This is a genomic window from Phenylobacterium composti DSM 19425, assembly GCF_059568645.1.
In genome coordinates this window covers 88,559-110,666 of record NZ_JCANTT010000019.1, presented here as the reverse complement: position 1 = coordinate 110,666, position 22,108 = coordinate 88,559, and the positions used below count along the sequence as shown (strand labels likewise).

22 protein-coding genes and 1 tRNA gene are annotated in these 22,108 nt (G+C 71.0%); 15 read left to right on the top strand and 8 right to left on the bottom strand.

The genetic code is table 11. The features are described 5' to 3' along the window. Positions 1-16: 16 nt before the first annotated feature. Complete coding sequence (locus BO64_RS15075; protein ID WP_496404134.1) at positions 17-1,015, top strand: NADP-dependent oxidoreductase; 999 nt, start codon at positions 17-19, stop codon at positions 1,013-1,015. A 3-nt stretch (positions 1,016-1,018) separates the two neighbouring features. Here BO64_RS15075 and recG read toward each other — a convergent pair whose 3' ends face one another. Continuing rightward, positions 1,019-3,091: an ATP-dependent DNA helicase RecG gene (gene recG, locus BO64_RS15070; protein ID WP_496404133.1), complete on the bottom strand. Its 2,073-nt coding sequence runs from the start codon at positions 3,089-3,091 to the stop codon at positions 1,019-1,021. Positions 3,092-3,150: 59 nt separating this feature from the next. Here recG and BO64_RS15065 point away from each other — a divergent pair, with 59 nt between their 5' ends. Further along, positions 3,151-3,438: an FAD assembly factor SdhE gene (locus BO64_RS15065; protein WP_496404132.1), complete on the top strand. Its 288-nt coding sequence runs from the start codon at positions 3,151-3,153 to the stop codon at positions 3,436-3,438. A gap of 28 nt (positions 3,439-3,466) precedes the next feature. Continuing rightward, complete coding sequence (gene mfd, locus BO64_RS15060; protein WP_496404187.1) at positions 3,467-6,919, top strand: transcription-repair coupling factor; 3,453 nt, start codon at positions 3,467-3,469, stop codon at positions 6,917-6,919. Between the two features lie 30 nt (positions 6,920-6,949). On the opposite strand, the gene BO64_RS15055 is transcribed toward mfd, so the two are convergent. Next, positions 6,950-8,281, bottom strand: a complete 1,332-nt coding sequence (locus BO64_RS15055) for a diguanylate cyclase domain-containing protein (RefSeq protein ID WP_496404131.1) — start codon at positions 8,279-8,281, stop codon at positions 6,950-6,952. Positions 8,282-8,408: 127 nt separating this feature from the next. Between BO64_RS15055 and BO64_RS15050 the strand changes: the two genes are divergently transcribed. From BO64_RS15050 to BO64_RS15040, 3 genes are all read left to right on the top strand, one after another. Beyond that, the gene (locus BO64_RS15050) at positions 8,409-9,173 is read left to right on the top strand and encodes an SDR family NAD(P)-dependent oxidoreductase (RefSeq protein WP_496404130.1); all 765 of its coding nucleotides are present in this window, start codon (positions 8,409-8,411) and stop codon (positions 9,171-9,173) included. Between the two features lie 61 nt (positions 9,174-9,234). Beyond that, positions 9,235-10,350, top strand: coding sequence for a CaiB/BaiF CoA transferase family protein (locus tag BO64_RS15045; protein WP_496404129.1), 1,116 nt, complete (start codon positions 9,235-9,237; stop codon positions 10,348-10,350). 184 nt (positions 10,351-10,534) lie between these two features. Beyond that, positions 10,535-11,446 carry a YihY/virulence factor BrkB family protein gene (locus BO64_RS15040; protein WP_496404128.1) on the top strand — a complete coding sequence of 304 codons (912 nt, stop codon included), beginning with the start codon at positions 10,535-10,537 and terminating at the stop codon, positions 11,444-11,446. On the opposite strand, the gene BO64_RS15035 is transcribed toward BO64_RS15040, so the two are convergent. From BO64_RS15035 to BO64_RS15025, 3 genes are read right to left on the bottom strand one after another with little or no spacing between them, the layout of a single operon-like run. Then, positions 11,436-11,666 carry a sulfurtransferase TusA family protein gene (locus BO64_RS15035; protein ID WP_496404127.1) on the bottom strand — a complete coding sequence of 77 codons (231 nt, stop codon included), beginning with the start codon at positions 11,664-11,666 and terminating at the stop codon, positions 11,436-11,438. The genes BO64_RS15040 and BO64_RS15035 overlap by 11 nt on opposite strands. A gap of 32 nt (positions 11,667-11,698) precedes the next feature. After that, positions 11,699-11,959 (bottom strand): hypothetical protein, encoded by a 261-nt coding sequence (locus BO64_RS15030; RefSeq protein WP_496404126.1) that lies wholly within the window; start codon positions 11,957-11,959, stop codon positions 11,699-11,701. Between the two features lie 45 nt (positions 11,960-12,004). Further along, positions 12,005-13,570 (bottom strand): pilus assembly protein TadG-related protein, encoded by a 1,566-nt coding sequence (locus tag BO64_RS15025; protein WP_496404125.1) that lies wholly within the window; start codon positions 13,568-13,570, stop codon positions 12,005-12,007. Between the two features lie 168 nt (positions 13,571-13,738). On the opposite strand from BO64_RS15025, the gene BO64_RS15020 reads away from it, so the two are divergent. Both BO64_RS15020 and BO64_RS15015 read left to right on the top strand, forming a co-directional pair. After that, complete coding sequence (locus BO64_RS15020; RefSeq protein ID WP_496404186.1) at positions 13,739-14,227, top strand: TadE/TadG family type IV pilus assembly protein; 489 nt, start codon at positions 13,739-13,741, stop codon at positions 14,225-14,227. Continuing rightward, entirely contained in the window at positions 14,224-14,742 is a 519-nt protein-coding gene (locus BO64_RS15015) for a TadE/TadG family type IV pilus assembly protein (protein WP_496404124.1), read from the top strand. Before BO64_RS15020 ends, BO64_RS15015 begins: the two co-directional genes overlap by 4 nt. 4 nt (positions 14,743-14,746) lie before the next feature. Here the strand turns inward: BO64_RS15015 and BO64_RS15010 are convergent, their stop codons facing one another. Together BO64_RS15010 and BO64_RS15005 are read right to left on the bottom strand one after the other, a co-directional pair. Further along, positions 14,747-15,172, bottom strand: coding sequence for a DUF2147 domain-containing protein (locus BO64_RS15010; RefSeq protein WP_496404123.1), 426 nt, complete (start codon positions 15,170-15,172; stop codon positions 14,747-14,749). Between the two features lie 130 nt (positions 15,173-15,302). Further along, a tRNA-Ser gene (locus BO64_RS15005) sits at positions 15,303-15,392 on the bottom strand. Between the two features lie 110 nt (positions 15,393-15,502). Between BO64_RS15005 and BO64_RS15000 the strand changes: the two genes are divergently transcribed. From BO64_RS15000 to BO64_RS14970, 7 genes are all read left to right on the top strand, one after another. Further along, positions 15,503-16,447 carry a septal ring lytic transglycosylase RlpA family protein gene (locus tag BO64_RS15000; protein WP_496404122.1) on the top strand — a complete coding sequence of 315 codons (945 nt, stop codon included), beginning with the start codon at positions 15,503-15,505 and terminating at the stop codon, positions 16,445-16,447. Between the two features lie 40 nt (positions 16,448-16,487). Further along, positions 16,488-17,123, top strand: a complete 636-nt coding sequence (gene tmk / locus BO64_RS14995) for a dTMP kinase (protein WP_496404185.1) — start codon at positions 16,488-16,490, stop codon at positions 17,121-17,123. Further along, entirely contained in the window at positions 17,116-18,117 is a 1,002-nt protein-coding gene (locus tag BO64_RS14990; RefSeq protein ID WP_496404121.1) for a DNA polymerase III subunit delta', read from the top strand. Before tmk ends, BO64_RS14990 begins: the two co-directional genes overlap by 8 nt. Before the next feature lie 7 nt (positions 18,118-18,124). Continuing rightward, entirely contained in the window at positions 18,125-18,901 is a 777-nt protein-coding gene (locus BO64_RS14985) for a TatD family hydrolase (RefSeq protein WP_496404120.1), read from the top strand. Further along, positions 18,898-19,716, top strand: coding sequence for an MBL fold metallo-hydrolase (locus BO64_RS14980; RefSeq protein ID WP_496404119.1), 819 nt, complete (start codon positions 18,898-18,900; stop codon positions 19,714-19,716). Before BO64_RS14985 ends, BO64_RS14980 begins: the two co-directional genes overlap by 4 nt. After that, entirely contained in the window at positions 19,713-20,330 is a 618-nt protein-coding gene (gene purN, locus BO64_RS14975) for a phosphoribosylglycinamide formyltransferase (RefSeq protein WP_496404118.1), read from the top strand. The genes BO64_RS14980 and purN overlap by 4 nt, the downstream gene beginning before the upstream one ends. A 67-nt stretch (positions 20,331-20,397) precedes the next feature. Beyond that, positions 20,398-20,688 (top strand): putative quinol monooxygenase, encoded by a 291-nt coding sequence (locus tag BO64_RS14970; protein WP_496404117.1) that lies wholly within the window; start codon positions 20,398-20,400, stop codon positions 20,686-20,688. 22 nt (positions 20,689-20,710) lie between these two features. Here BO64_RS14970 and BO64_RS14965 read toward each other — a convergent pair whose 3' ends face one another. After that, positions 20,711-22,012, bottom strand: coding sequence for a secretin GspD/PilQ domain-containing protein (locus BO64_RS14965; protein ID WP_496404116.1), 1,302 nt, complete (start codon positions 22,010-22,012; stop codon positions 20,711-20,713). Between the last annotated feature and the right edge of the window lie 96 nt (positions 22,013-22,108).

Here is a 22,108-nt window from a genome sequence, read left to right as displayed (position 1 = left end):
GTCGAGGAAAAGCCCCATGTCCGACGTGAACCGCCAGATCGTGCTCGACCAGCTGCCGCAGGGCCCGCTGACCCCCGGCCATTTCCGCCTCACGGAAGGGCCGCGCCCCACGGCGGGCGAAGGCCAGGTGGTCGTGAAGACCCTTTATGTGTCGCTCGACGCCGCCAACCGGGCCTGGATGCAGGGGGCGACCTACCGCTCGGCGATCAACGCCGGCGACGTCATGGCCGGCGGCGCCCTGGCCGAGGTGGTGGAAAGCAATTCGCCCGACCTCGCCGTGGGCGACCTCGTGTTCGGCGACACCGGCTGGCAGGACTATGCGGCCCTTCCGGCCAAGAACCTGCGCAAGCAGCCCCGGCTGGAGCCGCTGACGCATCTGCTGAGCGTCTATGGCGTGGCCGGCCTGACCGCCTATTTCGGCCTGCTGGAGTGCGGCCAGCCCAAGGCTGGAGAGACGGTGGTGGTGTCGGCTGCGGCCGGCTCGGTGGGCTCGATCGTCGGCCAGATCGCCAAGATCAAGGGCTGCCGCGTGGTGGGCATCGCCGGCGGCGCGGAAAAGGGCCGTTGGCTGACCGAGGAGCTCGGGTTCGACGCCGCCGTCGACTACAAGGCGTCGGACTTCAAGGCGCAGCTGCGGGCGGCCTGTCCCGACGGCGTGGACGTCTATTTCGACAATGTGGGCGGCGAGGTGTTCGAGGCCGTGCTGTTCGCCATGAAGACCTTCGGCCGCATCGCGTGCTGCGGGGCCGTCTCGCAGTATGACGGCGAGGCGCCGCGACATGGGCCCCGGGGCGTGCCGGGCCTGATCGTCACCAAGCGCCTGAACCTGCGCGGCTTCATCGTCTCGGACTTCGCCGACCGCAACGACGCCGCCCTGGCCGATCTCCAGGCCTGGGTCGCCTCCGGCCGGCTGAAGGTGCAGGAGGATGTGATCGAGGGCTTCGAGAAGCTTCCCGAAGCCCTGGTGGGCCTGCTCCACGGCGAGAACCGCGGCAAGCGGATGGTGAAGGTCTGATCCCTAGCCCGCGTCCCTGAGGGCGAGGTTGGCCTTCCAGTCGAACAGTTCCTGCAGGACCTGGAGGGCTTTGCCTCGCTCGGACGTCAGGTCGGGGTCGCGGGCGATGATCAGGCGGGCGTCATCGCCGGCGGCGGCGATCAGCTCGCGATGGGCGAAGGGGTCGGCGAACACATAGTCCGGAAACCCCGACTGGCGCAGTCCCAGGGCGTCGCCCCCGCCGCGCAGCTCCAGGTCCCGCTCGGCGATCAGGAAACCGTCGTCCGTCCGGCGCAGGATGTCGAGGCGCTGCTGGGCGGTCTCGGACAGCGGCGGGTCGTACAGGAGCACGCAGGCGCTCTCCCGGGCGCCGCGGCCCACGCGCCCCCGCAACTGGTGCAGCTGGGCGAGGCCGAAGCGTTCGGCCTGCTCGATGACCATGATGGTGGCGTTGGGCACATTGACCCCCACCTCGACGACCGTAGTGGCCACCAGGACCGACAGCTTGCCGTCGGCGAAGTCGGCCATCACGGCGTCCTTCTCCGGCCCGCTCATTTTGCCGTGGACCAGCCCCACGGCCGGCACCACCTTCTTCAGGGCCAGGGCGCGCATCTCGGCGGCGGCGAGGTCGCTGACTTCCGATTCCGAGACCAGCGGGCAGATCCAGAACGCCTGGGCGCCGGCCGCCACCACCTCGCGCAGGCGGCCCACCACCTCGTCGAGGCGGGACATGGGCACGGCCCGGGTGGCTACCGGGGTGCGGCCCGGCGGCTTCTCGTCGATCCGCGAGACGTCCAGGTCGCCGTAGATGGTCAGTTCCAGGGTCCGCGGGATCGGCGTGGCCGACATGGCCAGGAGGTGGACCGCACGGCCCTTGGCCTGCAGTCGCTGACGCTCGGCGACCCCGAAGCGGTGCTGCTCGTCGATGACCACCAGGTCCAGGCGCTGGAAGGCGACGTCGTCCTGGAAGAGGGCGTGGGTGCCCACCGCCACCGCCGCCTCGCCGGACGCCAGCGCCCGGAGCTTTTCGGCCCGGGCCTTGCCCTTGTCGCGGCCGGTGAGCAGCACCACGGCGATCCCATGGGCGGCCAATGGCCCGGCGATGGTCTCATAGTGCTGCCGGGCCAGGATTTCGGTGGGCGCCATCAGGGCGGACTGGCCGCCGCCGGCGGCGACGTCGGCCATGGCGCACATGGCCACCACGGTCTTGCCCGAGCCCACGTCGCCCTGGACCAGCCGGCTCATCCGCTCGCCCGAGGCCAAGTCGGCGCGGATGTCGGCCAGGGCGCGGGCCTGGGCCCCGGTGAAGGCGAAGGGTAGGTCCGCCTGGACCTGGGTCGCGACGGCGCTGGCGGCGATGCGCGCGGCCGGCTCGCGGCGGCGGGCGGCCTTGCGCTGGGCCATGGCGAGCTGGTGGGCCAGCAGCTCGTCATAGGCGAGGCGGCGCATGTGCGGCGTCAGGGGCGACAGGTCGGCCTCGCCCTCCGGGGCGTGCATCCGCCCCAGGGCCTCCCGCCAGGCCGGGAACCGCTCTCGAGCCAAAAACGCCGGGTCCTGCCATTCGGGCAGGTCGGGCGTGCGCGCCAGGGCCTCCAGCACGAAGGTCCGCACCCGGCGGGCCGGGAGGCCCTCGGTGGCCGGATAGATCGGCTCGACCTCGGGGATCTCCTCGGCCTTCTCGGGATCGGCCATGTAGTCGGGGTGGACCATCTGGCGGCCGAACCGATCGTCGGCGACCTTGCCGGAAATGATCCGCCGGGCGCCCACCGGATGGCGTTTCTCGAGACCGTCGCCGAAGCGGCCGAAAAAGACCAGGGTGATCCAGCCGGTAGGGTCGGAGGCGCGGATGCGCCAGGGCTGGCCGTTGGCCCGGGGCCGCTGATGCTCCTCGATCACCACCTCGAAGGTCATGATCTCGCCGTCGCGGGCGGCCGACAGGACCGCGGGCGTGCGGCGAATGATGGTGTGAGGCTTAAGGAACGCCACGTCGCGGACGATGGGCCCGGCCACCCGCGCAAGCAGGGGCTCCACGCGCGGGCCGACGCCCTTCAGCGTGCTTACCGGTGCGAAGAGCGGGAACAGAATCTCCGGCCGCATGCTTCGAGCATAGCTCACTGGCGCAGAGGCGAGGGGACCTCTATATCCGCGACCTTCCGATGACCAACGAAGATGCACGGCTGAAGAAGCTGAAGCTGCGGGCCTGGCGCCGCGGCTTCCGGGAAGCGGACCTGATCCTGGGCCCGTTCGCGGACAAACACGTCTCGACCTTCACTCCGGATGAGCTGGACTGGTTCGAACGGCTGCTCGAACAGCCCGATCAGGACCTCTACGCCTGGATCGTCGAGACCCTGCCCACGCCGCCCGAGTTCGACGGCGAATTGATGAACCGGCTCAAGGCGTTCCGCGACGAGGTTTACGCCAAGGGGATGACCGGTGGCAGCTGACGGATCGCGTCCAGTGAGCGCCGCCCAACTGCGGCGGGTGGCCGAGGATCCGGGCCGCCTGGACCTGGTGGGCGCGCCGGAGGGCTTCGACGCCCTGGTGATGGCCGACATCGTCAAGGCCCGGAAGGGCCTGTCGGTGTTCGTGGCCCGGGACGGAGCCCGGCTGTCGGCCTTCGTCGACGCCTTCCGGTTCTTCGCGGAGAATGTCGAGGTGCTGACGTTCCCGGCCTGGGACTGCCTGCCCTACGACCGGATCGGCCCGTCGCCGGGGGTGGCCGCCCAGCGCATGGCCACGCTGTCGCAGCTCGCCGCCGGCCTCGACGAGAAGAAGCCGGTGCTGCTGGTCACGACGGCGCCGGCCCTGCTGCAGCGGGTTCCGCCGGTGAAGTTCGTCAAGCGGGCCAGCTATTCCGCCAAGGTGGGCAATTCGGTCGAGATCGCCGACCTGGAGCGCTATTTCGCGGTCAACGGCTACGCCCGGGCCTCGACGGTCTCGGACAAGGGCGAGTTCGCTATCCGCGGCGGGGTGATCGACGTCTTCCCGCCCACGGCGGACGAGCCGGTGCGCCTGGACCTCTTCGGCGACACCCTGGAAAGCATCCGCGCCTTCGATCCGGAGACCCAGCGCTCCACCAGGCAACTCAAAGAGGTGAGCCTGCTGCCGGTCAGCGAGGCCCTGCTGGACGCCGAAGCCATCAGCCGCTTCCGCACCGGCTATCTCGAGGCCTTCGGCGCGCCCGGGGACGATCCGCTCTATGCAGCCATCTCGGAGGGCGGCCGCCGGGCCGGGATGGAGCACTACCTGCCGCTGTTCTACGGTGAGCTCGCGACCCTGCTGGACTACCTGCCCAAGGACGCCCTGGTGGCGCTCGACCACCTCTCGCGCGACGCCCGCGACGAGCGGCTGGAGATGATCGCCGACGCCTATGAGAGCCGCACGGCGACCGAGCGGCGGATGCATTACCATCCGCTCGAGCCCACCCGGCTCTATCTCGACAAGGACGAGTGGAACGAACAGCTGGCCAAGCGGCCGACCCGGCGGTTCTCCGCCTTCCAGGAGGCCGAGGGCGAGGCCGTCATCGACATGGGGGCGCGCCAGGGCCGGGACTTCGGCCCCGAGCGCAAACTCGACAGCGTCAATCTGTTCGAGGCCACCGTCGCCCACGCCAAGAAGCTGTCGTCCGACGGCAAACGGGTGCTGTTCGCCTCCTGGTCGGACGGCTCCTCGGACCGGCTGGGCCACATGCTCGCCGACCATGGCCTGCCGAGCCTGCCGCTGGCGGCCTACTGGGGCCAGGCCAAGGCGGCCGACCCGAAGAAGCCCCAGCGGGTGGTGCTGCCCCTGGACCACGGCTTTGAGACCGACAACCTGGCGGTCATCTCCGAGACCGACATCCTGGGCGACCGGCTGGCCCGGCCGCGTAAGCGGCGGCGGGCGGCCAACTTCCTCGCCGAGGCCTCGGCCCTGACGACCGGCGATCTCGTGGTCCACATCGATCACGGCATCGGGCGCTACGAGGGCCTAAAGACCCTGGACGTCCAGGGCGCCCCCCACGACACCCTCGAACTCCAGTACGGCGGTGATGCGAAGCTCTACCTGCCGGTGGAGAACATCGACCTGCTCACCCGCTATGGGGCTGACGGCGAGAACGTGCAGCTCGACCGGCTGGGCGGAGCCGCCTGGCAGGCGCGCAAGGCCAAGGCCAAGGAGCGCCTGCGGGCCATGGCCGACGGCCTCATCCGCATCGCCGCCGAGCGGGCCACCAAGCAGACCGACGCCGTGGAGCCGCCGCAGGGCGTGTTCAGCGAGTTCTGCGCCCGCTTCCCCTACGAGGAGACGGACGACCAGCTGGCCGCCATCGGCGACGTGCTGGAGGATCTGGCCGCCGGCCGGCCCATGGACCGGCTGGTCTGCGGCGACGTGGGCTTCGGCAAGACCGAGGTGGCGCTGCGCGCCGCTTTCGTGGTGGCCATGAGCGGTCAGCAGGTGGCGGTGGTGGCCCCCACGACCCTCCTGGCCCGGCAGCACTACAAGACCTTCAGCGAGCGGTTCGAGGGCTGGCCGGTCAAGGTGCGCCGCCTCTCTCGGCTGGTGCCGGCCAAGGAAGCGGCTGAGACCCGCGAAGGCCTGGCCAAGGGCGAAGTGGAGATCGTGGTCGGCACCCATGCGGTGCTGTCCAAGCAGGTCAGCTTCAAGGACCTGGGCCTGGTCATCGTCGACGAGGAGCAGCACTTCGGCGTGAAGCACAAGGAGAAGCTCAAGGAGCTTCGGGCCGACGTGCACATGCTGACGCTCACCGCCACGCCGATCCCGCGGACCCTGCAGATGTCGCTGAGCGGCATCCGCGAGATGTCGATCATCGCCACCCCGCCGGTCGACCGGCTGGCGGTGCGGACCTACATCACGCCCTGGGACCCGGTAGTCATCCGCGAGGCCCTGCTGCGGGAGAAGTATCGCGGCGGCCAGGCCTATATGGTCGCCCCGCGGCTGAAGGACCTGCCCGACCTGGAGCGGTTCCTGCGCGAGCAGGTGCCGGAGGTGAAGTTCGTCGTCGGCCACGGCCAGATGAGCGCCACGCAGCTCGAGGAGGTGATGAGCGCCTTCTACGACGGCCAGTACGACGTGCTGCTGTCCACCACCATCGTGGAGAGCGGTCTCGATATCCCCACGGCCAACACCCTGATCATCCACCGGGCCGACATGTTCGGCCTGGCCCAGCTCTACCAGCTGCGCGGACGGGTGGGCCGCTCCAAGGCCCGGGCCTACGCCTACATGACGACGCCCGCCGAGAAGCAGCTGACGCTGTCGGCGGAGAAGCGGCTGAAGGTGCTGCAGTCCCTCGACAGCCTGGGCGCCGGCTTCCAGCTGGCCAGCCACGACCTCGACATCCGGGGCGGCGGCAACCTGCTGGGCGAGGAGCAGTCAGGGCACATCCGCGAAATCGGGGTCGAGCTGTACCAGCAGATGCTCGAGGACGCGGTCAACGAGCTGAAGACCCGGGCGGGCGCCGAGGGCCTGGTCCACGACCGGGGCTGGTCGCCGCAGATCAACACCGGCGCGGCCGTGCTGCTGCCCGAGGACTACATTCCCGACCTCAATGTGCGGCTGGCGATCTACCGCCGCATCTCCGACGCGGAGAAGGCGGACGACCGCGAGGCCCTGGCCGCCGAGCTGATCGACCGCTTCGGGCCGCTGCCGCCCGAGGCCGATCAGCTCCTCAAGGTCGTGGCCATCAAGGGCCTGTGCCGCGAGGCCAATGTCGCCAAGATCGACGTGGGGCCGAAGGGCGCGGTGGTGAGCTTCCGCAACGACGACTTCCCGAACCCCATGGGGCTCGTGCAGTTCGTGGCCAAGAACCAGGTCGCCTGGAAGATCCGCCCCGACCACAAGGTGGTGGTGAAGGGCGAGTGGGAAACCCCGCTCCAGCGGCTGAACGCCGCCGAGAAGGTCCTGGCCGAACTGGCCCGTCTCGCGGCCTAGACTGCGGCCGCCAAAGCCGCTGCGGCGTCGTCAGCCGGCCTTGCGCCGGCCGGCCGCGGCGGCGGCCTCCTCAAGGGCGTGGGCCACGCTGTCGGAGGAGGTGACCTCGGCCGCGCCCACCTCGAACTCCACCACGAAGGGCTTGGCGCCTTCGCTCGCCTCGAAAGCGGTGCAGCCGATGACGGCGGCGATGCGCTCGCCCGCGGCGCAGGCGGCGGGCAGGGCCGTCGCGGGCAATGCGAGGGCGAACACCTCGGGCCCAAGCCGGGCGGCCGTGTCCTCCACCCGCACCAGGCGGCCGATCATGGAGCCGATCTGCGGGATGGCGCGAGCCACCCAGCCCCCGGCCCGGGCCGCTTGCAGCTCGGCACGCTCGGACACCTTCAGGACGCAGACGCTAAGCGGCCGCCGGCGGGCCTGGGAAGCCCGAGCCAGGCGCACCAGATGGGCGGCGAAGAGGTCGCGGGTGAAGAGGCCGGTGGCGGCGTCCATCAGGCCCAACTGCCGCGCCTGCTCCAGCGCCTCGCGCACCGCCTTCTGGCGACGGAAGGCGCGGGCGAGTTCGACGATCCGCAGCGCTGTCTCGCTCTCGGGCGTGTCGGCCGCGGCCACGTCGCTGACCCCGCGATGATAGGCCTCGGCGGCGGTCACCGTGGCCCCGCCCTTCAGATAGAGCAGGGCGGGGGTGTGATAGAGCCGGGTGTTGCGGCGCATCCCCGCGGCGATGGACAGGGCCTCCTGCGGACTGTCGCCGGCCCAGAGCACCACGGCGTCGAACGGCCGCTCGTGCAGGAAGTCGAAGGCGGTGAAGGCCGTGAAGGCGCCCGTCACCTCGGCGCCGTTGCGAGCCAGGGCGTTGGACAGGGCCAGGAACTGCGGCGCGGGCTCGCCGATGGCCAGGACGCGGAACGGCGAGGGATCGTCCGCCGGGGGCTCCAGGGCGTGGCCGCGCTCGGCGAAGGTGTCGAGACGCAGCTCGAACTCCTCCTCGCAAACGGCTGTCCGGACGAGACTTTCCAGGCGCGTCGCGGCCTGAGCGGGATGCAGCGGCGGGGCGATGACGAGGTCGAAGCCGTGTTCGCTCAGGGCCGGATCGGGCCGCGCCACTGCGACCATCGGCATCCGCCGCGGCGCGCACGCGGCCCGCAGCCGGGCGACCAGCGGCCCCAGCTCGGCCCCGAAGCCGGCCGCATCCACGATGACGGCCTCCAGGGTCATGTCCGAGAGGGCGGCCTCGGCACCGGCCAGCCCTCGCGCCGTGATGGTCCGCCAGCCGCGCTGATCCAGCCCCTCGGCCAGGGCCCCGGCCACGGAATCATCGCGCGCTGCGATCAACACCCGGGCCTGCACGCCTGACGCCATTTCCCCATCCCAAAAACGCTAGGGCGTAGCCTATGGCGTGTCCTAAGCACGGAATCGCGGCGCCCAAAACAGACCACTAGGCGCGCAAAGGTTGCAGAAACGCTGAAGCTTGGGAGGGAAGCAGGGGATGAGCGGACAACTGTCGGGCAAGGTGGCGGTGGTCACGGGCGCCAGCGGCGGTCTCGGAGCGCATTTCGCGCGGGTGCTGGCCCGGGAGGGCGCGGCGGTGGCGCTCACCGCGCGGCGCGTCGACCGGATCGAGGCCTTGGCCGTCGAACTGACCGCCGGCGGCGCCAAGGCCGTGGCCCTGCCGCTGGACGTGGCCGACGCCCACGCCATCGCGCCGGCCCTGGACGAGGTGCAGGCCAGGCTCGGCCCCATCGACATCCTCGTGAACAACGCCGGGGTGGGCGGCGAGGGGCTGGCCCTGGAGCTCTCCATCGAGGCCTTCGACAACACCTTCGCCGTGAATGTGCGCGGAACCTACTTCGCCGCTGTCGAGGCGGCGCGGCGGATGATCGCCGCCGGGATCGAGGGGCGGATCCTGAACATCGCCTCCATCGCCAGCCACACCGTTCTGCCGGGACTGTCGGCCTACTGCGCCTCGAAGGCCGCGGTGGGGATGCTGACCAAGAGCCTGGCGCGGGAGTGGGCCCGCCGCGGCATCGCCGTCAACGCCCTGTGCCCGGGCTATATCGACACCGACATCAACACCAACTGGTGGCCGACGGAGGGCGGCCAGAAGCAGCTCAAGGGCTTCCCGCGGCGCCGGCTGATGGAGGCCTCGGACCTGGACGCGGCCTTCCTGATGCTGGTCGGGCCGGCGGCCTCGGCCATCACCGGCACCCTGGTGACGGTGGACGACGGCCAGTCGCTGCCCGGCGGCGGCTGAGCGCCCTTGGCTGACGGCGCGTCAGGATTCCTAGAATCGCCGGCAAGTTCGGAGGAAACACATGCGCCAGGGACCGCTGACGGGCCTCAAGATCATCGAATTCGCAGGGATCGGGCCGGGGCCGTTCTGCGGCATGCTGCTGTCCGACCTCGGCGCCGACGTCGTCCGGATCGACCGCAAGGGCGGTCGGGGCGGCGCCCCGTCCGACATCACCTCGCGCGGGCGGCGCTCGGTGGCCCTGGACCTGAAGGACCCCGCGGCGGTCGAGACCTGCCTGAAGCTGATGGAAAAGGCCGACGCGGTGTTCGAGGGCTTCCGCCCCGGCGTCATGGAACGGCTCGGCCTCGGCCCCGACGTGGCGCTCAAGCGCAATCCCAAGCTGGTCTATGGCCGCATGACCGGCTGGGGTCAGACGGGACCCTACGCCCACGCCGCCGGCCACGACATGAACTACATCGCCATCACGGGGGCGCTGCACGCCATCGGCACCGAGGACAAGCCGGTTCCGCCCCTGAACCTGGTGGGCGACTTCGGGGGCGGGGCGCTCTACCTGGCGTTCGGCCTGCTCGCCGGGGTGATCCATGCCCGGGAGACCGGGCAGGGGCAGGTGGTGGACTGCGCCATGAGCGACGGGGCGGCCTCGTTGATGGCCATGTTCTACGGCTTCAAGGCGGCCGGAGCCTGGACCAACGAGCGGCGCGCGAACCTTCTCGACGGCGGGGCGCATTTCTACGACACCTACCGTTGCGCGGACGGCAAATGGGTGTCGATCGGCTCCATCGAGCCGCAGTTCTACGCCCTGCTGCTGGAAAAGACCGGCATCACCGATCCCGACTTCCAGCGGCAGATGGACAAGACGGCCTGGCCGGTGCTGCGCGAGAAGCTCGCCGCCGTCATCGCCACCAAGACCCAGGCCGAGTGGTGCGGGCTGATGGAAGCCACCGACGTCTGTTTCGCCCCGGTGCTCGACCTCGACGAGGCGCCGAAGCATCCGCACAACCAGGCCCGGCAGACCTTCGTCGAGGTGGCGGGCGTCACCCAGCCGGCCCCCGCGCCGCGCTTCTCGGCCACTCCCGGCAAGATCCAGGGCCCGCCGCCGCAGATCGGCGCAGACACCGCCAAGGCCCTGGCCGACTGGGGCCTGACCGAGGCCGAGATCCAGGCGCTCGGAAGCTGAAAGCGCCGTTCAGACTGGGTTCAGCCACAGAGCCGCATTTTCGCGTCCGGACGGTCGTCGCGCTCTCCCGTCCCTCGAAGCGGCGGCCGGCCCGGATGGAACGACACGCCCATCGGCGGCCCGTCACTCGCAAGGTGGCGGGCCGTTATGGTTTTCGCCTGGCGGGTTGCGAGTCAGGAGCGCCTTGACCACCCTGCGCCCGATGAAGAGCCTTCCCGACCGGCTGCGCGCCGCTGACTGGGATCCGGTCCACTGGGCGCGGACGACCCTCGTGGTGCTTGGTCGGGCGCTGACCCGGCTCTGGGGGCGTGACGTGATGCTCTACACGGGCGGCGTCAGCTTCTTCGCCATGCTGGCGATCTTCCCGGCCCTGGCCATTCTGATGGGGGTCTACAGCCTGGTGTCGGACCCGGCCCAAGCCGCGCGGCAGGGCGAATACCTCGCCAGGATCCTGCCCGACGCCGCCCGGCTGATCTTCCAGAACGAGATGCTGCGGCTCAGCCATGCGCCCTTCGAGACGGTGTCGCTGCAGAGCGGCGTCGCCCTGGTGGTCGGCGGCTACGCCACCCACCGCGGCTTCAAGGCCCTGCTGGCGGGCCTGTCGTTCATCCACGACGAGGACAAGCCCCGGGGATTCGTCGGCTTCAATCTGCTGGCCCTGGCGGTGCTGCTGGCCGTGTTCGCCGGGCTGGGCGCCCTCTCGGTGGTCTTCTTCGGCTTCCGTATCCTGGGTGAGACCTTCGATCTTCGGCCGCTGCGGGGCGCCTCGTGGCTCTTCAGCGAATGGACCTGGGCCAGCGTAGGCATGAGCACCGGCATGGCGATGATCTACCGCTGGGCCATGTCACGCGACCCGGTGGACTGGCGCGCCTCCCTGCTGGGCGGGATCGCCGCGGCGGCCCTGTGCATCTTCGCCTCGTGGGCCCTTGGCTTCTATGTGGAGCAGATCGCCCAGCTGGGCGCCACCTACGGCTCGGTGGCCACGGTTGTGATCTTCCTGATCTGGCTGTCGTGGAACGTAAACGCCCTGTTCTTCGGCGGGGCCCTCGCCACCGAGGTGGAGCTGGCCCTGCACGCGGGCGTGCTTAGGGCTTGACCACCACGAAGCTGAGCGTCCCGTCGCGTTCTGACTGCTCCAGGACCGTCGCCCCGGCCTGGCCGGCGAAGTGGGGCACGTCGATACGCGCCAGGGGGTCGTCGGCAAGCAGCCGCACATGGGAGCCGGCAGGGGCGGCTTCCAGGGCGCGCCGGAGGCGCAGGGTGGGCACCGGGCAACGGTGGCCGCGGGCGTCCACCAGGATCTCGTCGGAGGGCATGGCCGGCCTCTACACCGGCGCGGCGCCCTGTCCTAGATGGCGCGGCGCATCGCCGGCGCCGCGTGGTCGGCTTTCAGCAGCGTCCAGCCGTCGCGGGTGAGGAAGAAGGCATGGGGCGATCCCCGCCAGCCGTTGGCGGCGGCCACGCCGCCAGACCGCTGCAGGAGGCCAAGGCTGCACAGACGGACGCAGGCGGCGAGCTCCTCCGCACCAAGATCGACCAAGGGGCCGTTCAGGGCCGCATGGAGAAGGCCGCGCTCTTCGGGGGTCAGGCCGAGATTCGGACCAGGCATAGGGCTCATGCGGGCTGAACGCAGAGAGCGGCGGTATGTTGCCGCCTAGCGGGCCAGATGCAGGGCGGCGATCTGGCCGGCGATGCTCTGGAACGCCAGGGTCATCTGCGAGGCGTCCCTGACGTCGTAATAGTGGTCGGCGGACGAAGCGCAGGTTTTCAGAACGGTGCTGGATCCCGACTTAACCTCGACCCGGATCGTATAGATTTCAATGTCCTTGGCCGACGCCTTCATGTTGGCGCAGAGCAGCTTCAGGCGGTGATCGAGCGCCGCCGTCCGGTCTGGATTGCTGGTGTTCTGGTCGATGCCGACGCCGGCGGCGTTGAGGACGCGCTTCTGCCGGATGTGGCCGATGCCCGTGTAGCTGGAGCCGTTGGGGGTATCGATGGAGGAGATCTGGTTCTCGCCGTCGGTCATCAGCACCACGATCTTCTTGTGCTTGTCGGCCCGGTAGGGGACGCCGTCGTTGAAGGGCGGGAGGGGCGCCAGGGTGTGCCAGCCCCAGACCAGGCCCATGGGAATGTTGGTCGAGCCCGAGGCCGTGAGGTTCCTGATCGCCGTGCGCAGGGCGGCGAAGTCGGTGGTGAGCCGCACGATGGGGCGGATGTCGCAGCCGGTGTTCGGGCCCTTGCTCCAGTCGGTGCGGTGCTTGCGCTTGTACTTCGCAAGGTTGCCCTGACGGACCCGCCATTTGGCGTTGAGCGTCTCGTCCGACAGGTAGTTGTGCGGGAACCGGTCGAAGTACCACTCGGCCTTCAGGTCCGGTTCGTCGGGGGCGAAGTAGGGGGTGAAGAGCGTCGCGCCGCTGGTCGGCGGGGTGTCCTGGATGTCGTAGGGCGCCTGGCGGCTCTCCACGCAGCCGGCCCAGGTCTCGCCCAGCTGCTCGAGCAGGGTGAAGCGATTGGCCCACTGGACGCCGTTGGCCGTGGTGAAGATCTCGTTGTTGATGGGCGAACTGCCGTTCTGGTCGATCCAGGCGGCGTGGCGATAGACCGACGGCTCCAGCCGGACGGTGTGGGAGAACGGCACCAGCGAGATCTTGATGGTGTTGGGCTCGGAGGCGCCCCGGGCCGCTTCCTCCATCTTGTTGACGAAGGCGGTGGCCGCGTCCTTCAGGTGCTTGAGCTTGTTGTTCTGGTCCATCGAGCCGGTGTTATCCAGCACGAGGGCGATCTCGAGCTTCATGCCCGCGCGCACCACCTCGGCATCGACGGTGATGTTCATGTCGGAGGCGCCGATCAGGCCGGCCACATAGGGCTCCACCCGGACCTGGGCCCGGGCCAGCACCCTGTTGCCTTCCGCGAACCGGAAGGACGAGGACACCAGCTCGAAATCCTCGCCGAGGGACAGGTTCTGGCGCAGCAGCTGCTCGCCCCTGGCCTGCAGCACGGCCGGATCGGCCGAGGTGGCGCGCGCCGCTCCGAGCGCGGCCGCGTCCAGGGCGTCCTGCAGCTGGACGCGGGCGCTGGCGCCCCGGGCCAGGTCCACCGCCGCCAGGGTCCCGAACGAGATGGGCAGCATGGCGAGCGCCACCGTGATCGCGACATTGCCGCGATCCTCGGCCAGCCGCTGAAGGCCGCGGCGCAGCCGCCGCGGCATGGGGATACGCATCCAGCCCATGGCGGCGGGAGCATGGGGCCCGCGGGGATAACGGCGCGTGTGCGGAACTGGTTAAGCGCGCGTCCACCATGGCGCGCCTGGGCTTAACCCGGCCTTTGCGCCGAGCGTCGAGGATGGCCGCCGGTTTCAACTGTCTTCGGCGAGGAGGCGCTCTTGGCCGTGCGCCGTTTCCACCGTGACGAGCGGGGCGGAACCGCCATCGAGTTCGCCCTGGTGGCGCCGATCCTGATCTTCCTGCTGTGCGCCACCCTGGAGGTGGCGGTCCTCGGCATGACCTCGGCGGTCCTCGACAATGCGGTGGCCCGGGCTAGCCGGATGATCCGCACCGGTCAGGACGACGGACCGGCGGACGCGGCCGCCTTCAGGGCGCTCATCTGTCGCGGCCTCGGGGAGGACGACGACCGGTGCCGCGAGCGGGTGCGGGTGAGCGTGGAGCGCTATGCGAGCTTCGCCCAGGCCGCCGCGGCGGCGGACGACGCCCCCGACGGCGCCTTCGACAAGGGCGAGGCGGGGGACATCATCGTGGTGCGCGCCAGCTATCGCTATCCTCTGTTCATGCCGCAGATCGCGCTTGTGGGCGAACCGGCCGGGCGGGGCGAGGTGATGCTGGACGCCCGCACCGCCTTCAAGAACGAGCCCTATCAATGAGGGCGGCGCTGGGACGCCTTGTCCGGGACGAGCGGGGCGCGGCGGCCGCGGAGTTCGCCCTGATCCTGCCGTTCCTGGTGATCCTGCACTTGGCCGTGGTGGAGTTCGTCCAGGCCTGGCAGGTTCGCACGCGGGTGGGCCATGTGGCGGCCTCGATCGCCGACGTCGCCTCCCAGTCCCGGTCGCTGGGCGAGGCCGAACTGAACGACATCCTCCGGGCCGGCGACGCCATGATGCGGCCCTATCCCACCGCGCCGTTGGGGGAGCGGATCACCAGCCTGTCCACCAACGCCCAGGGCGTGGTCTCGGCCGACTGGAGCGTCAGCCGCAACTTCCCGTCCAGCCCGGCGCCCACCACGCCGCCCGGGTTCCTGGGGCCGAACGAGAGCGTCATCGTGGGCGAGACGATCTACGACTACCGGCCGGGCATCCGCATCATCATGGCCGACCGCTTCCGCCTGCGGCAGGCCGCCTATGTGAGGCCCCGGGTCTCGGCGCGGGTGGAGAAGCGCTGAGCGCTCAGCGCGGGGCGGCGATGCGCACCCAGACCTGCGACTTGCAGGCGATGTTGGCGATCAGGCAGCCCCGGGCCCGCAGGTGATCGTTGTCGACCAGTTCGGCCATGCCGGTGAAGGTCACATTGAGGTCGGGCACGAACACCTTGCCGCGCCAGCGGCCATTGGCCTGCTGGTTGAAGTTGCGGAACAGCTGCAGCCCGATGAGGTTTGGGGTCCCGCCCTTGCGGGCGTCGGCCTGGGCCTCTGCATTGGCCCAGACGACATAGCCGCAGGCGCTCTCGCCGCAGGGGCGCACGTCCACATGGACGCTGTTCTTGGGGTTGCGCCACACGCCGTAGATCGACGCCCCGGGCTGGGCCTGCGCCGCCGCCGGGGCCGCGAGGGCCATCGTGGCGAGGAGGGCTAGGACGATCTTCTTGATGGACATCAGGACGCTCAGCTACCGCAGTTCGCCCGATGTGCAAACGCGGGCTATCGACACGGCCTATGCCGCAAGCCGGTTAGATAGGAGATGAACAAACCGCCTCAAGCGCAAAAGAGCAGGGCGCAGCCTTGCCTGGCGGATGGGGTGGGATTCGAACCCACGGTGGGCGTGAACCCACGGCGGTTTTCAAGACCGCTGCCTTAAACCACTCGGCCACCCATCCGGCGGCGCCGCCTATAGCAGGGCCGGGCGGGCGGCTCCACCGCAACCCTCCGTTAACCCTGGCGCAAGCGTTGGCCCGCAAGCTTTCCGGGAATTTCGGGAGGGCTCGGCATGGCGCGCGCTCGCATCGTGAACCTGCTCGGCGTGCTGCTGGCCAGCGCCCTCCTGGCCGCCTGCGTGACGCCCAGGTACGCGACGGAGGGCGGCAAGGGCGGCCGCCCGCCGGCCACCGCCGGGGCCGGCGGCTATAAGGTGGGCAAGCCCTATCAGGTGGGCGGGGTCTGGTACGTGCCCCGCGAGCAGCCCAACTATGACGAGGTCGGGATCGCCTCGTGGTACGGCGACGCCTTCCACCTGAAGGCCACCGCCAACGGCGAGATCTTCGACATGAACGCGGTGACCGCCGCGCACACGACCCTGCCGCTGCCGTCCATCGTCGAGGTCACCAATCTGGAGAACGGCCGCAAGATCCGGGTGCGGGTGAACGACCGGGGGCCGTTCGTGGGCAACCGGATCATCGACCTTTCCCGGGAAGCAGCCCGGCAGCTGGGCTTCGAGCGGGCGGGGATCGCCCGGGTGCGCGTGCGCTACATCGGGCCGGCGCCGCTGCTCGATCGAGACGCCGGGGTGCGCTACGCCTCGGCGCCCGTTCGGCCTGACCGAACGCCGACGCCTGCTCCGGCGCGGGCCGCACGACCGCAACAGCCGGCGGTCACCGAGGTGGTCAGCCGCTTCCCGTCCCCTGAACCGATCACGGCGGCGCCGCTGGCGGCCCCGCCGGCCCGGCCCGCGCCCGCGCCGATGCTGGCGTCCGCAGCCCCGTCGGCCTTCCGGATTCAGGCCGGCGCCTTCGCCAATCCCGGCAACGCCGAGCGCGCCGCGGCCCAGCTCGCCTTCGCCGGTCCGGCCACCATCGAGCCCCTGCAACGGGCCGACGGGGTGACGCTCTACCGCGTGCTGCTGCCTGCGCCAGGGGACGAGGCCCAGGCCTACGCCCTGCGTGATCGGGTGGCGGAAGTCGGCTTCGCCGACGCCCGGGTGCTGAGGTCGTTCTAAGCGGCTGGACATCCGTCGCGAACGGGCCATTTTGGCCCCCGTGGCGCGCGGGCGGTTCATCACATTGGAAGGCGGCGAGGGGGCCGGCAAGACCACCCAGGTGAAGCGGCTGGCCGCGCGCCTGGGCGCGCAGGGGCTCGAGATCGTCACCACCCGTGAGCCGGGCGGCTCGCCCGGGGCCGAGAGCATCCGCGATCTCGTCCTGAACGGCGCGGCCGATCGCTGGAGCCCGGTCACCGAGACCCTGTTGATGTACGCCGCCCGCCGGGATCACATCGAGCGGGTGATCCGGCCGGCCCTGGATCGGGGCGCCTGGGTGATCTGCGACCGCTTCGCCGACTCCACCCGGGCCTACCAGGGGGCGGCCGGCGGGACCGATCCGGCCCTGATCTCCGCCCTGGAGGCCCACATCCTGGAGGACGTGCGCCCCCACCTGACCCTGGTGTTCGACCTTCCGCCCGAGGTGGGCCTGGAGCGGGCCCACGCCCGGGTCGGCGGCGAGATGCGCTTCGAGAGCAAGGGCATGGCCTTCCACACCCGCCTGCGCGAAGGCTTCCGCGCCATCGCCGAGGCGGAGCCGGAGCGCTGCGTCCTGGTGGACGCCACGCAGTCAATGGATGCGGTGGAAGCCGCCGTCTGGCAGGCGGTGGCCGAACGGCTCGCCGTCCATGGCTGAAACCCAGGTCCCGCATCCCCGCGAGGTCTTCCAGCTGCAGGGCCAGGGCGGGGCCGAGTCCGCCTTCGAGGAGGCCCGCGCCCGCGGCCGCCTGCACCATGCCTGGCTGCTCACCGGTCCCGAGGGCGTCGGCAAGGCCACCTTCGCCTACCGCGCCGCCCGCCGCCTGCTGGGCGCCCCGCCGGCGCCGGCCTATGGCGGGCTGGGCTCCGATCCCGAGCATCCCGTCAGTCGACAGGTGGCCGCCCGCAGCCACCCCGACCTGCTGGTGTTGGAGCGGGAAGGGGCCGACGGCAAGCCGCGCAAGGTGATCCCCGTGGAGGACGCCCGCCGCCTGGGCGAGTTCTTCTCCAAGTCGCCCGCCGCCGCACCGCACCGGGTGGCCATCATCGACGCCGCCGACGACCTGAACGTCAACGCCGCCAACGCCATCCTCAAGACCCTGGAGGAGCCGCCGCCGCGGGGGGTGCTGTTCATGATCTCCCATTCGCCGGGGCGGCTGCTGGCCACCATCCGCTCGCGGTGCCGCCGGCTGGCGTTCCATCCGCTCGAACTGGAGGACGCCGCGGGCTTCGTGCGTCGCCATGCCGACGTGAACATGGAGGAGTCCCTGCGCCTGGCCCGCATGGCCGGAGGCGCGCCCGGCCGGGCCCTCGCCCTGGCCGCGGCCAATGCGCTCGCCGTGGACGACGCCGCCCGCGAGCTGATCGCCGACCTTCCCCGGGTGGACGAGGCCCGCGCCCTGTCGCTGGCCGAGAGCTTCCGGGGCGGGGAGGGGCCGCAGGCCTTCGCCCTGCTGTTCGACCGCCTGGCCGACCGGGTGCACGCCATGGTCGCCGATCGGGCCGCCCAAGGGCTCGGTTCCCTTGATCGCTGGGTCCAGGCGTGGGAGACGCTGCAGCGCCTGCCGCGGGAGGTCGAGGCCCTAAATCTCGACCGCACCGATGCGCTGTTCGCGGCGCTCTCGGAACTGAAGCAGGCCGCCCAGGCCTAATTTTCCCATGCTCATCGACAGCCACGTCAATCTGCACGCGCCGCAATTCGATGACGACCGCGAGGCGGTGATCAGCCGCGCCCTGGCGGCGGGCGTCCGGCTGATGGTCAATATCTGCGACCGTGTCTCGAACTTCGAGGCGGTGCGGGCCGTGGCCATGCACCCGGACATCTGGTGCACCGTCGGCACCCATCCGCATGAAGCCAAGGAGAACCCCGAGCTCGCCGCGGCGACGCTGGTCGACCTGGCCCAGGACCCCCGCGTGGTGGGCATCGGCGAGTGCGGCCTCGACTTCCACTACGACCTCAGCCCGCGGGACATCCAGGCCAAGGTGTTCCGGGTCCACTGCGAGGCGGCGCGGGAAACCGGGCTGCCCCTGGTGGTTCACACCCGCGAAGCCGACGACGTCATGGGCCAGATCCTCGAGGAGGAGTACGCCCGCGGCCCGTTCCGCATGCTGATGCACTGCTACACCTCGGGGGCGGACCTGGCCCGCAAGGCGGCGGGCCTCGGAGCCTGGTTCTCGGTGGCGGGGATCGCCACCTTCAAGACCGCCGATGACGTGCGCGCCGTGATCGCCGAGATGCCCGCCGACCGGATCATCGTCGAGACGGACTGCCCCTACCTGGCGCCCGTACCGTACCGCGGGCGGCGCAACGAGCCCGCCTTCCTGCCGCACGTCCTGGCCAAGCTGGCCGAAATCCGCGGCTGGACCCTGGAAGAGGCCGAAGCCCGCACCGAGGACGCCTTCTTCGCCCTGTTCGACCGGATTCCGCGGCCGTGAGCGGGACGCTGGAGGTCGTGGTCCTGGGCAGCGGCTCGTCGGGGGGCGTGCCGCGCGCCGACGGCGAATGGGGCGCGTGCGACCCGGCCAACCCCAAGAACTTCCGCACCCGCTGCTCGCTGCTGGTCCGGCGCAAGGGCGAGGGGCCGCAGACGACCCTCCTGGTCGACGCCTCGCCCGAGCTGCGCATCCAGACCGCCCGGGCCGGGGTGAAGCGGGTGGACGCCGTGCTGCTCAGCCACGACCACGCCGACCAGGTGCATGGTCTGGACGACGTGCGCGCCTTCTATCTGCGCCAGCAGGCGCGCATCCCCTGCTACATGGACCCCGCCACGCACGGGACGATGAAGCGCCGCTTCGGCTACATCTTCGAAGGCGAGGGGGGCTATCCGGCCATTTGTGACGACCGCCCGTTGCCGCCGCACGGCGAGGCCTGGGCTGTGGAGGGGCCGTCGGGACCGATCCCCGTGGTCACCTTCGACCAGGACCACGGCGGCGTGCGCTCGGTGGGCTACCGGTTCGGCGGCGTGGCCTATTCCAGCGACGTGGTGGGCCTGGACGAGGCCGCATTCGCCGCCCTGGCGGGCGTGGAGGTCTGGATCGTCGACACGCTCCGCTACCGGCCGCACCCGACCCACGCGCACCTGGACCTCGCCCTGGAGTGGATCGACCGGGTGAAACCCAAGCGCGCCATCCTCACCAACCTGCACATCGACCTCGACTTCGACACCCTGGCGGCGCAGCTGCCCGAGGGGGTCGAGCCGGCCTATGACGGCCTGGCGTTCGAACATCAGCTCGGACCTGAAAACCTGTGATTTCCCGGCCCCTTAAGATCGGTTTTCTCGCGTCCGGGAACGGTTCCAGCGCCCGGGCGGTGACCGAGGCCATCCGGTCGGGTGATCTCGCGGCCGAGGCGCGGCTGCTGGTGACCAACACCCGCAAGGCCGGGGCGCTGGAATGGGCGCAGGCCGCGGGCCTGCCGACCCTGTGCGTGCCGACGGCGGCTGATCCGGAGGCCGCGGACGTGCGCTTGGCCGAGGCCATGGCCGAGGCCGGGGCCGAGCTCATCGTCATGTCGGGCTACCTGCGCCGCCTGGGACCGGTGACGCTCGGGCGGTTCGCCGGGCGGATCGTCAACATCCATCCCGGCCCGCTGCCGGACTTCGGGGGCCAGGGCATGTACGGCCGCCGGGTGCACGAGGCCGTCCTGGCCTCCGGTCGCGCCCACAGCGGCATCGTCATCCATGTGGTGGACGAGGAATACGACCACGGCCCCGCGCTCGCGACCCTCGACGTCCCGATCGCGGCCGGCGACACGCCCGAGGCGCTGGAGGCGCGGGTCAAGGCGTTGGAACCGGCGTTCTTCGTCGATACGCTCCGGAAAATCGCCCAGGGCGAGCTGGAGCTGCCGGATGTGGCTGGATCGTAGAGCCTTCGCCCTGGGGACCGCTGCGCTCGCGGCCACGCCCGCCGCGACGGCCGAGGGAGGGTCGCGCATGTACGGACTGATCGGAAAGGTGCTGGCCAAGCCGGGCCAGCGGGACGCCCTGGTGGAGGCCATGCTCTCGGGCTCGAAGGGCATGCCCGGCTGTCTGAGCTATGTGGTCGCCGCCGACGCGGAGAACCCCGACGCCGTCTGGGTCACCGAAGTCTGGACCGACGCCGAACATCACAGGGCTTCGCTGCAGCTGCCGCAGGTCCAGGCTGCGATCGCCCGGGCCCGACCGCTGATCGCCGGCTTCGGCGAGCGTTTCGAAACCATCCCGCTGGGCGGCGTCGGCCTCTGATCCGCCCGCCCGGCCCGGCCCCTCAGGCCGACGCGCGCGCCCGCTGGACCAGCCCTTCGATCCGGGGGTCCGGCGTATCCGACGGGCGGGCGCCATAGGCCCCAGCGGCGGGGAGCTCCACGCCGAACAGGCGCCGGGCGAGGGCGGCGGCGTCGAGGGGCGGCGCGACCTCATCCTCCGCCCTGCGGACCGAAACCAGGGCCAGGACCTCGCGCCGGCTCGCCCCGCCGCCGCGGACCGACAGGCCTGGAGCCTCACCCGAGACGAGGGAGCCGCTGCGGCTTTCCCGCCGGGTGAGCGATCCGGTGGAGCCGACCAGCACGGCCTTGCCGAACGGCACGCGGGCCGAGACCTCCACCCGCGACTTGTCGGTCTGCAGGAGGCTGGCGCCGCGGCCGGCGCTGTTCACGCTCTGGCCGGTGATGTTGGACAGCTCGAGGGTGACGGCCAGATCGACCTCCTCCGCGCCGATCCGCTCGGGGGTGACCTCGAGCACGATGCCCACGTCGCGCTCGACCGGGTCGCTGTCGTCCGCCAGCGGGACGATGAGGACCGAACCGCCCTCCAGGAACTTGGAGGTCTTTCCCTGGCGCGCGAGGACCACGGGACTGGCCTCCAGGGACACGCGCGAGAGATCGCGGCTGGCGAGGTTCAGGGAATAGGTCACCGCCGGAAGGGTGATGGCGACCGAACCGCTGGTCTCCGAGGAGTCGCCGCCATAGCTGTAGTTGACCAGCGTCCCCTCGAACTGGAGGGCCAGGCTGTCCAAAAGGTTCAGGCCCTGGTTCAGGTTGGCGCTGCGGCTGTCGCGGATCAGAAAGGCCTCGATGAGGATGTTGCGCTCCGCGTCCGGGACAGGCGCGGCCGGGCGCGACGGCTGGACGGGCGCCGGACGCCAGGCGCCGCCGCCTTCGAACGCACGACGGAGGAAAGCTGCTTCCGGCGCCATGGCGGCCTCCGGCCCGGCGGCGGCGAAGGCGAGGCGCGCCAGCTCAGGCTCCTGGGCCCGGTAGGCCAGGAGGGCATAGGGGAGGGCGAGGTCGCCGAGACTCCCCCGGCGTTCCACGGCCTCCGACAGGGCGGCGAGGGCCTCGCGATACTCGCCCAGGCGGTAGTGGGCGGCGGCGAGGGCGGCCATGGGCTCCCACAGGTCGGGGGCCAGACGCCCGGCGGTGGCGAAGGCGCTGCGGGCGATCTCCACATCGGCCCGGGTGCGGCCGGCGCGGCCCATCAGCCCCAGCCCGGTGACGAGGTGGGCCCTGGCGTTGAGCGGCTCGCGCTGGGCGACCTCGAAACCGGCCGGCTCGGCGGGTGCGCCGGTCATGGTCATCGCGCGTTCAAGACTGGTCGAGGCGCAGCCGCCGAGCAGGCCCGCCGCCAAAAGCGTGACCGCGAGAGGCGCGGCCGTCCGGGGCGACCG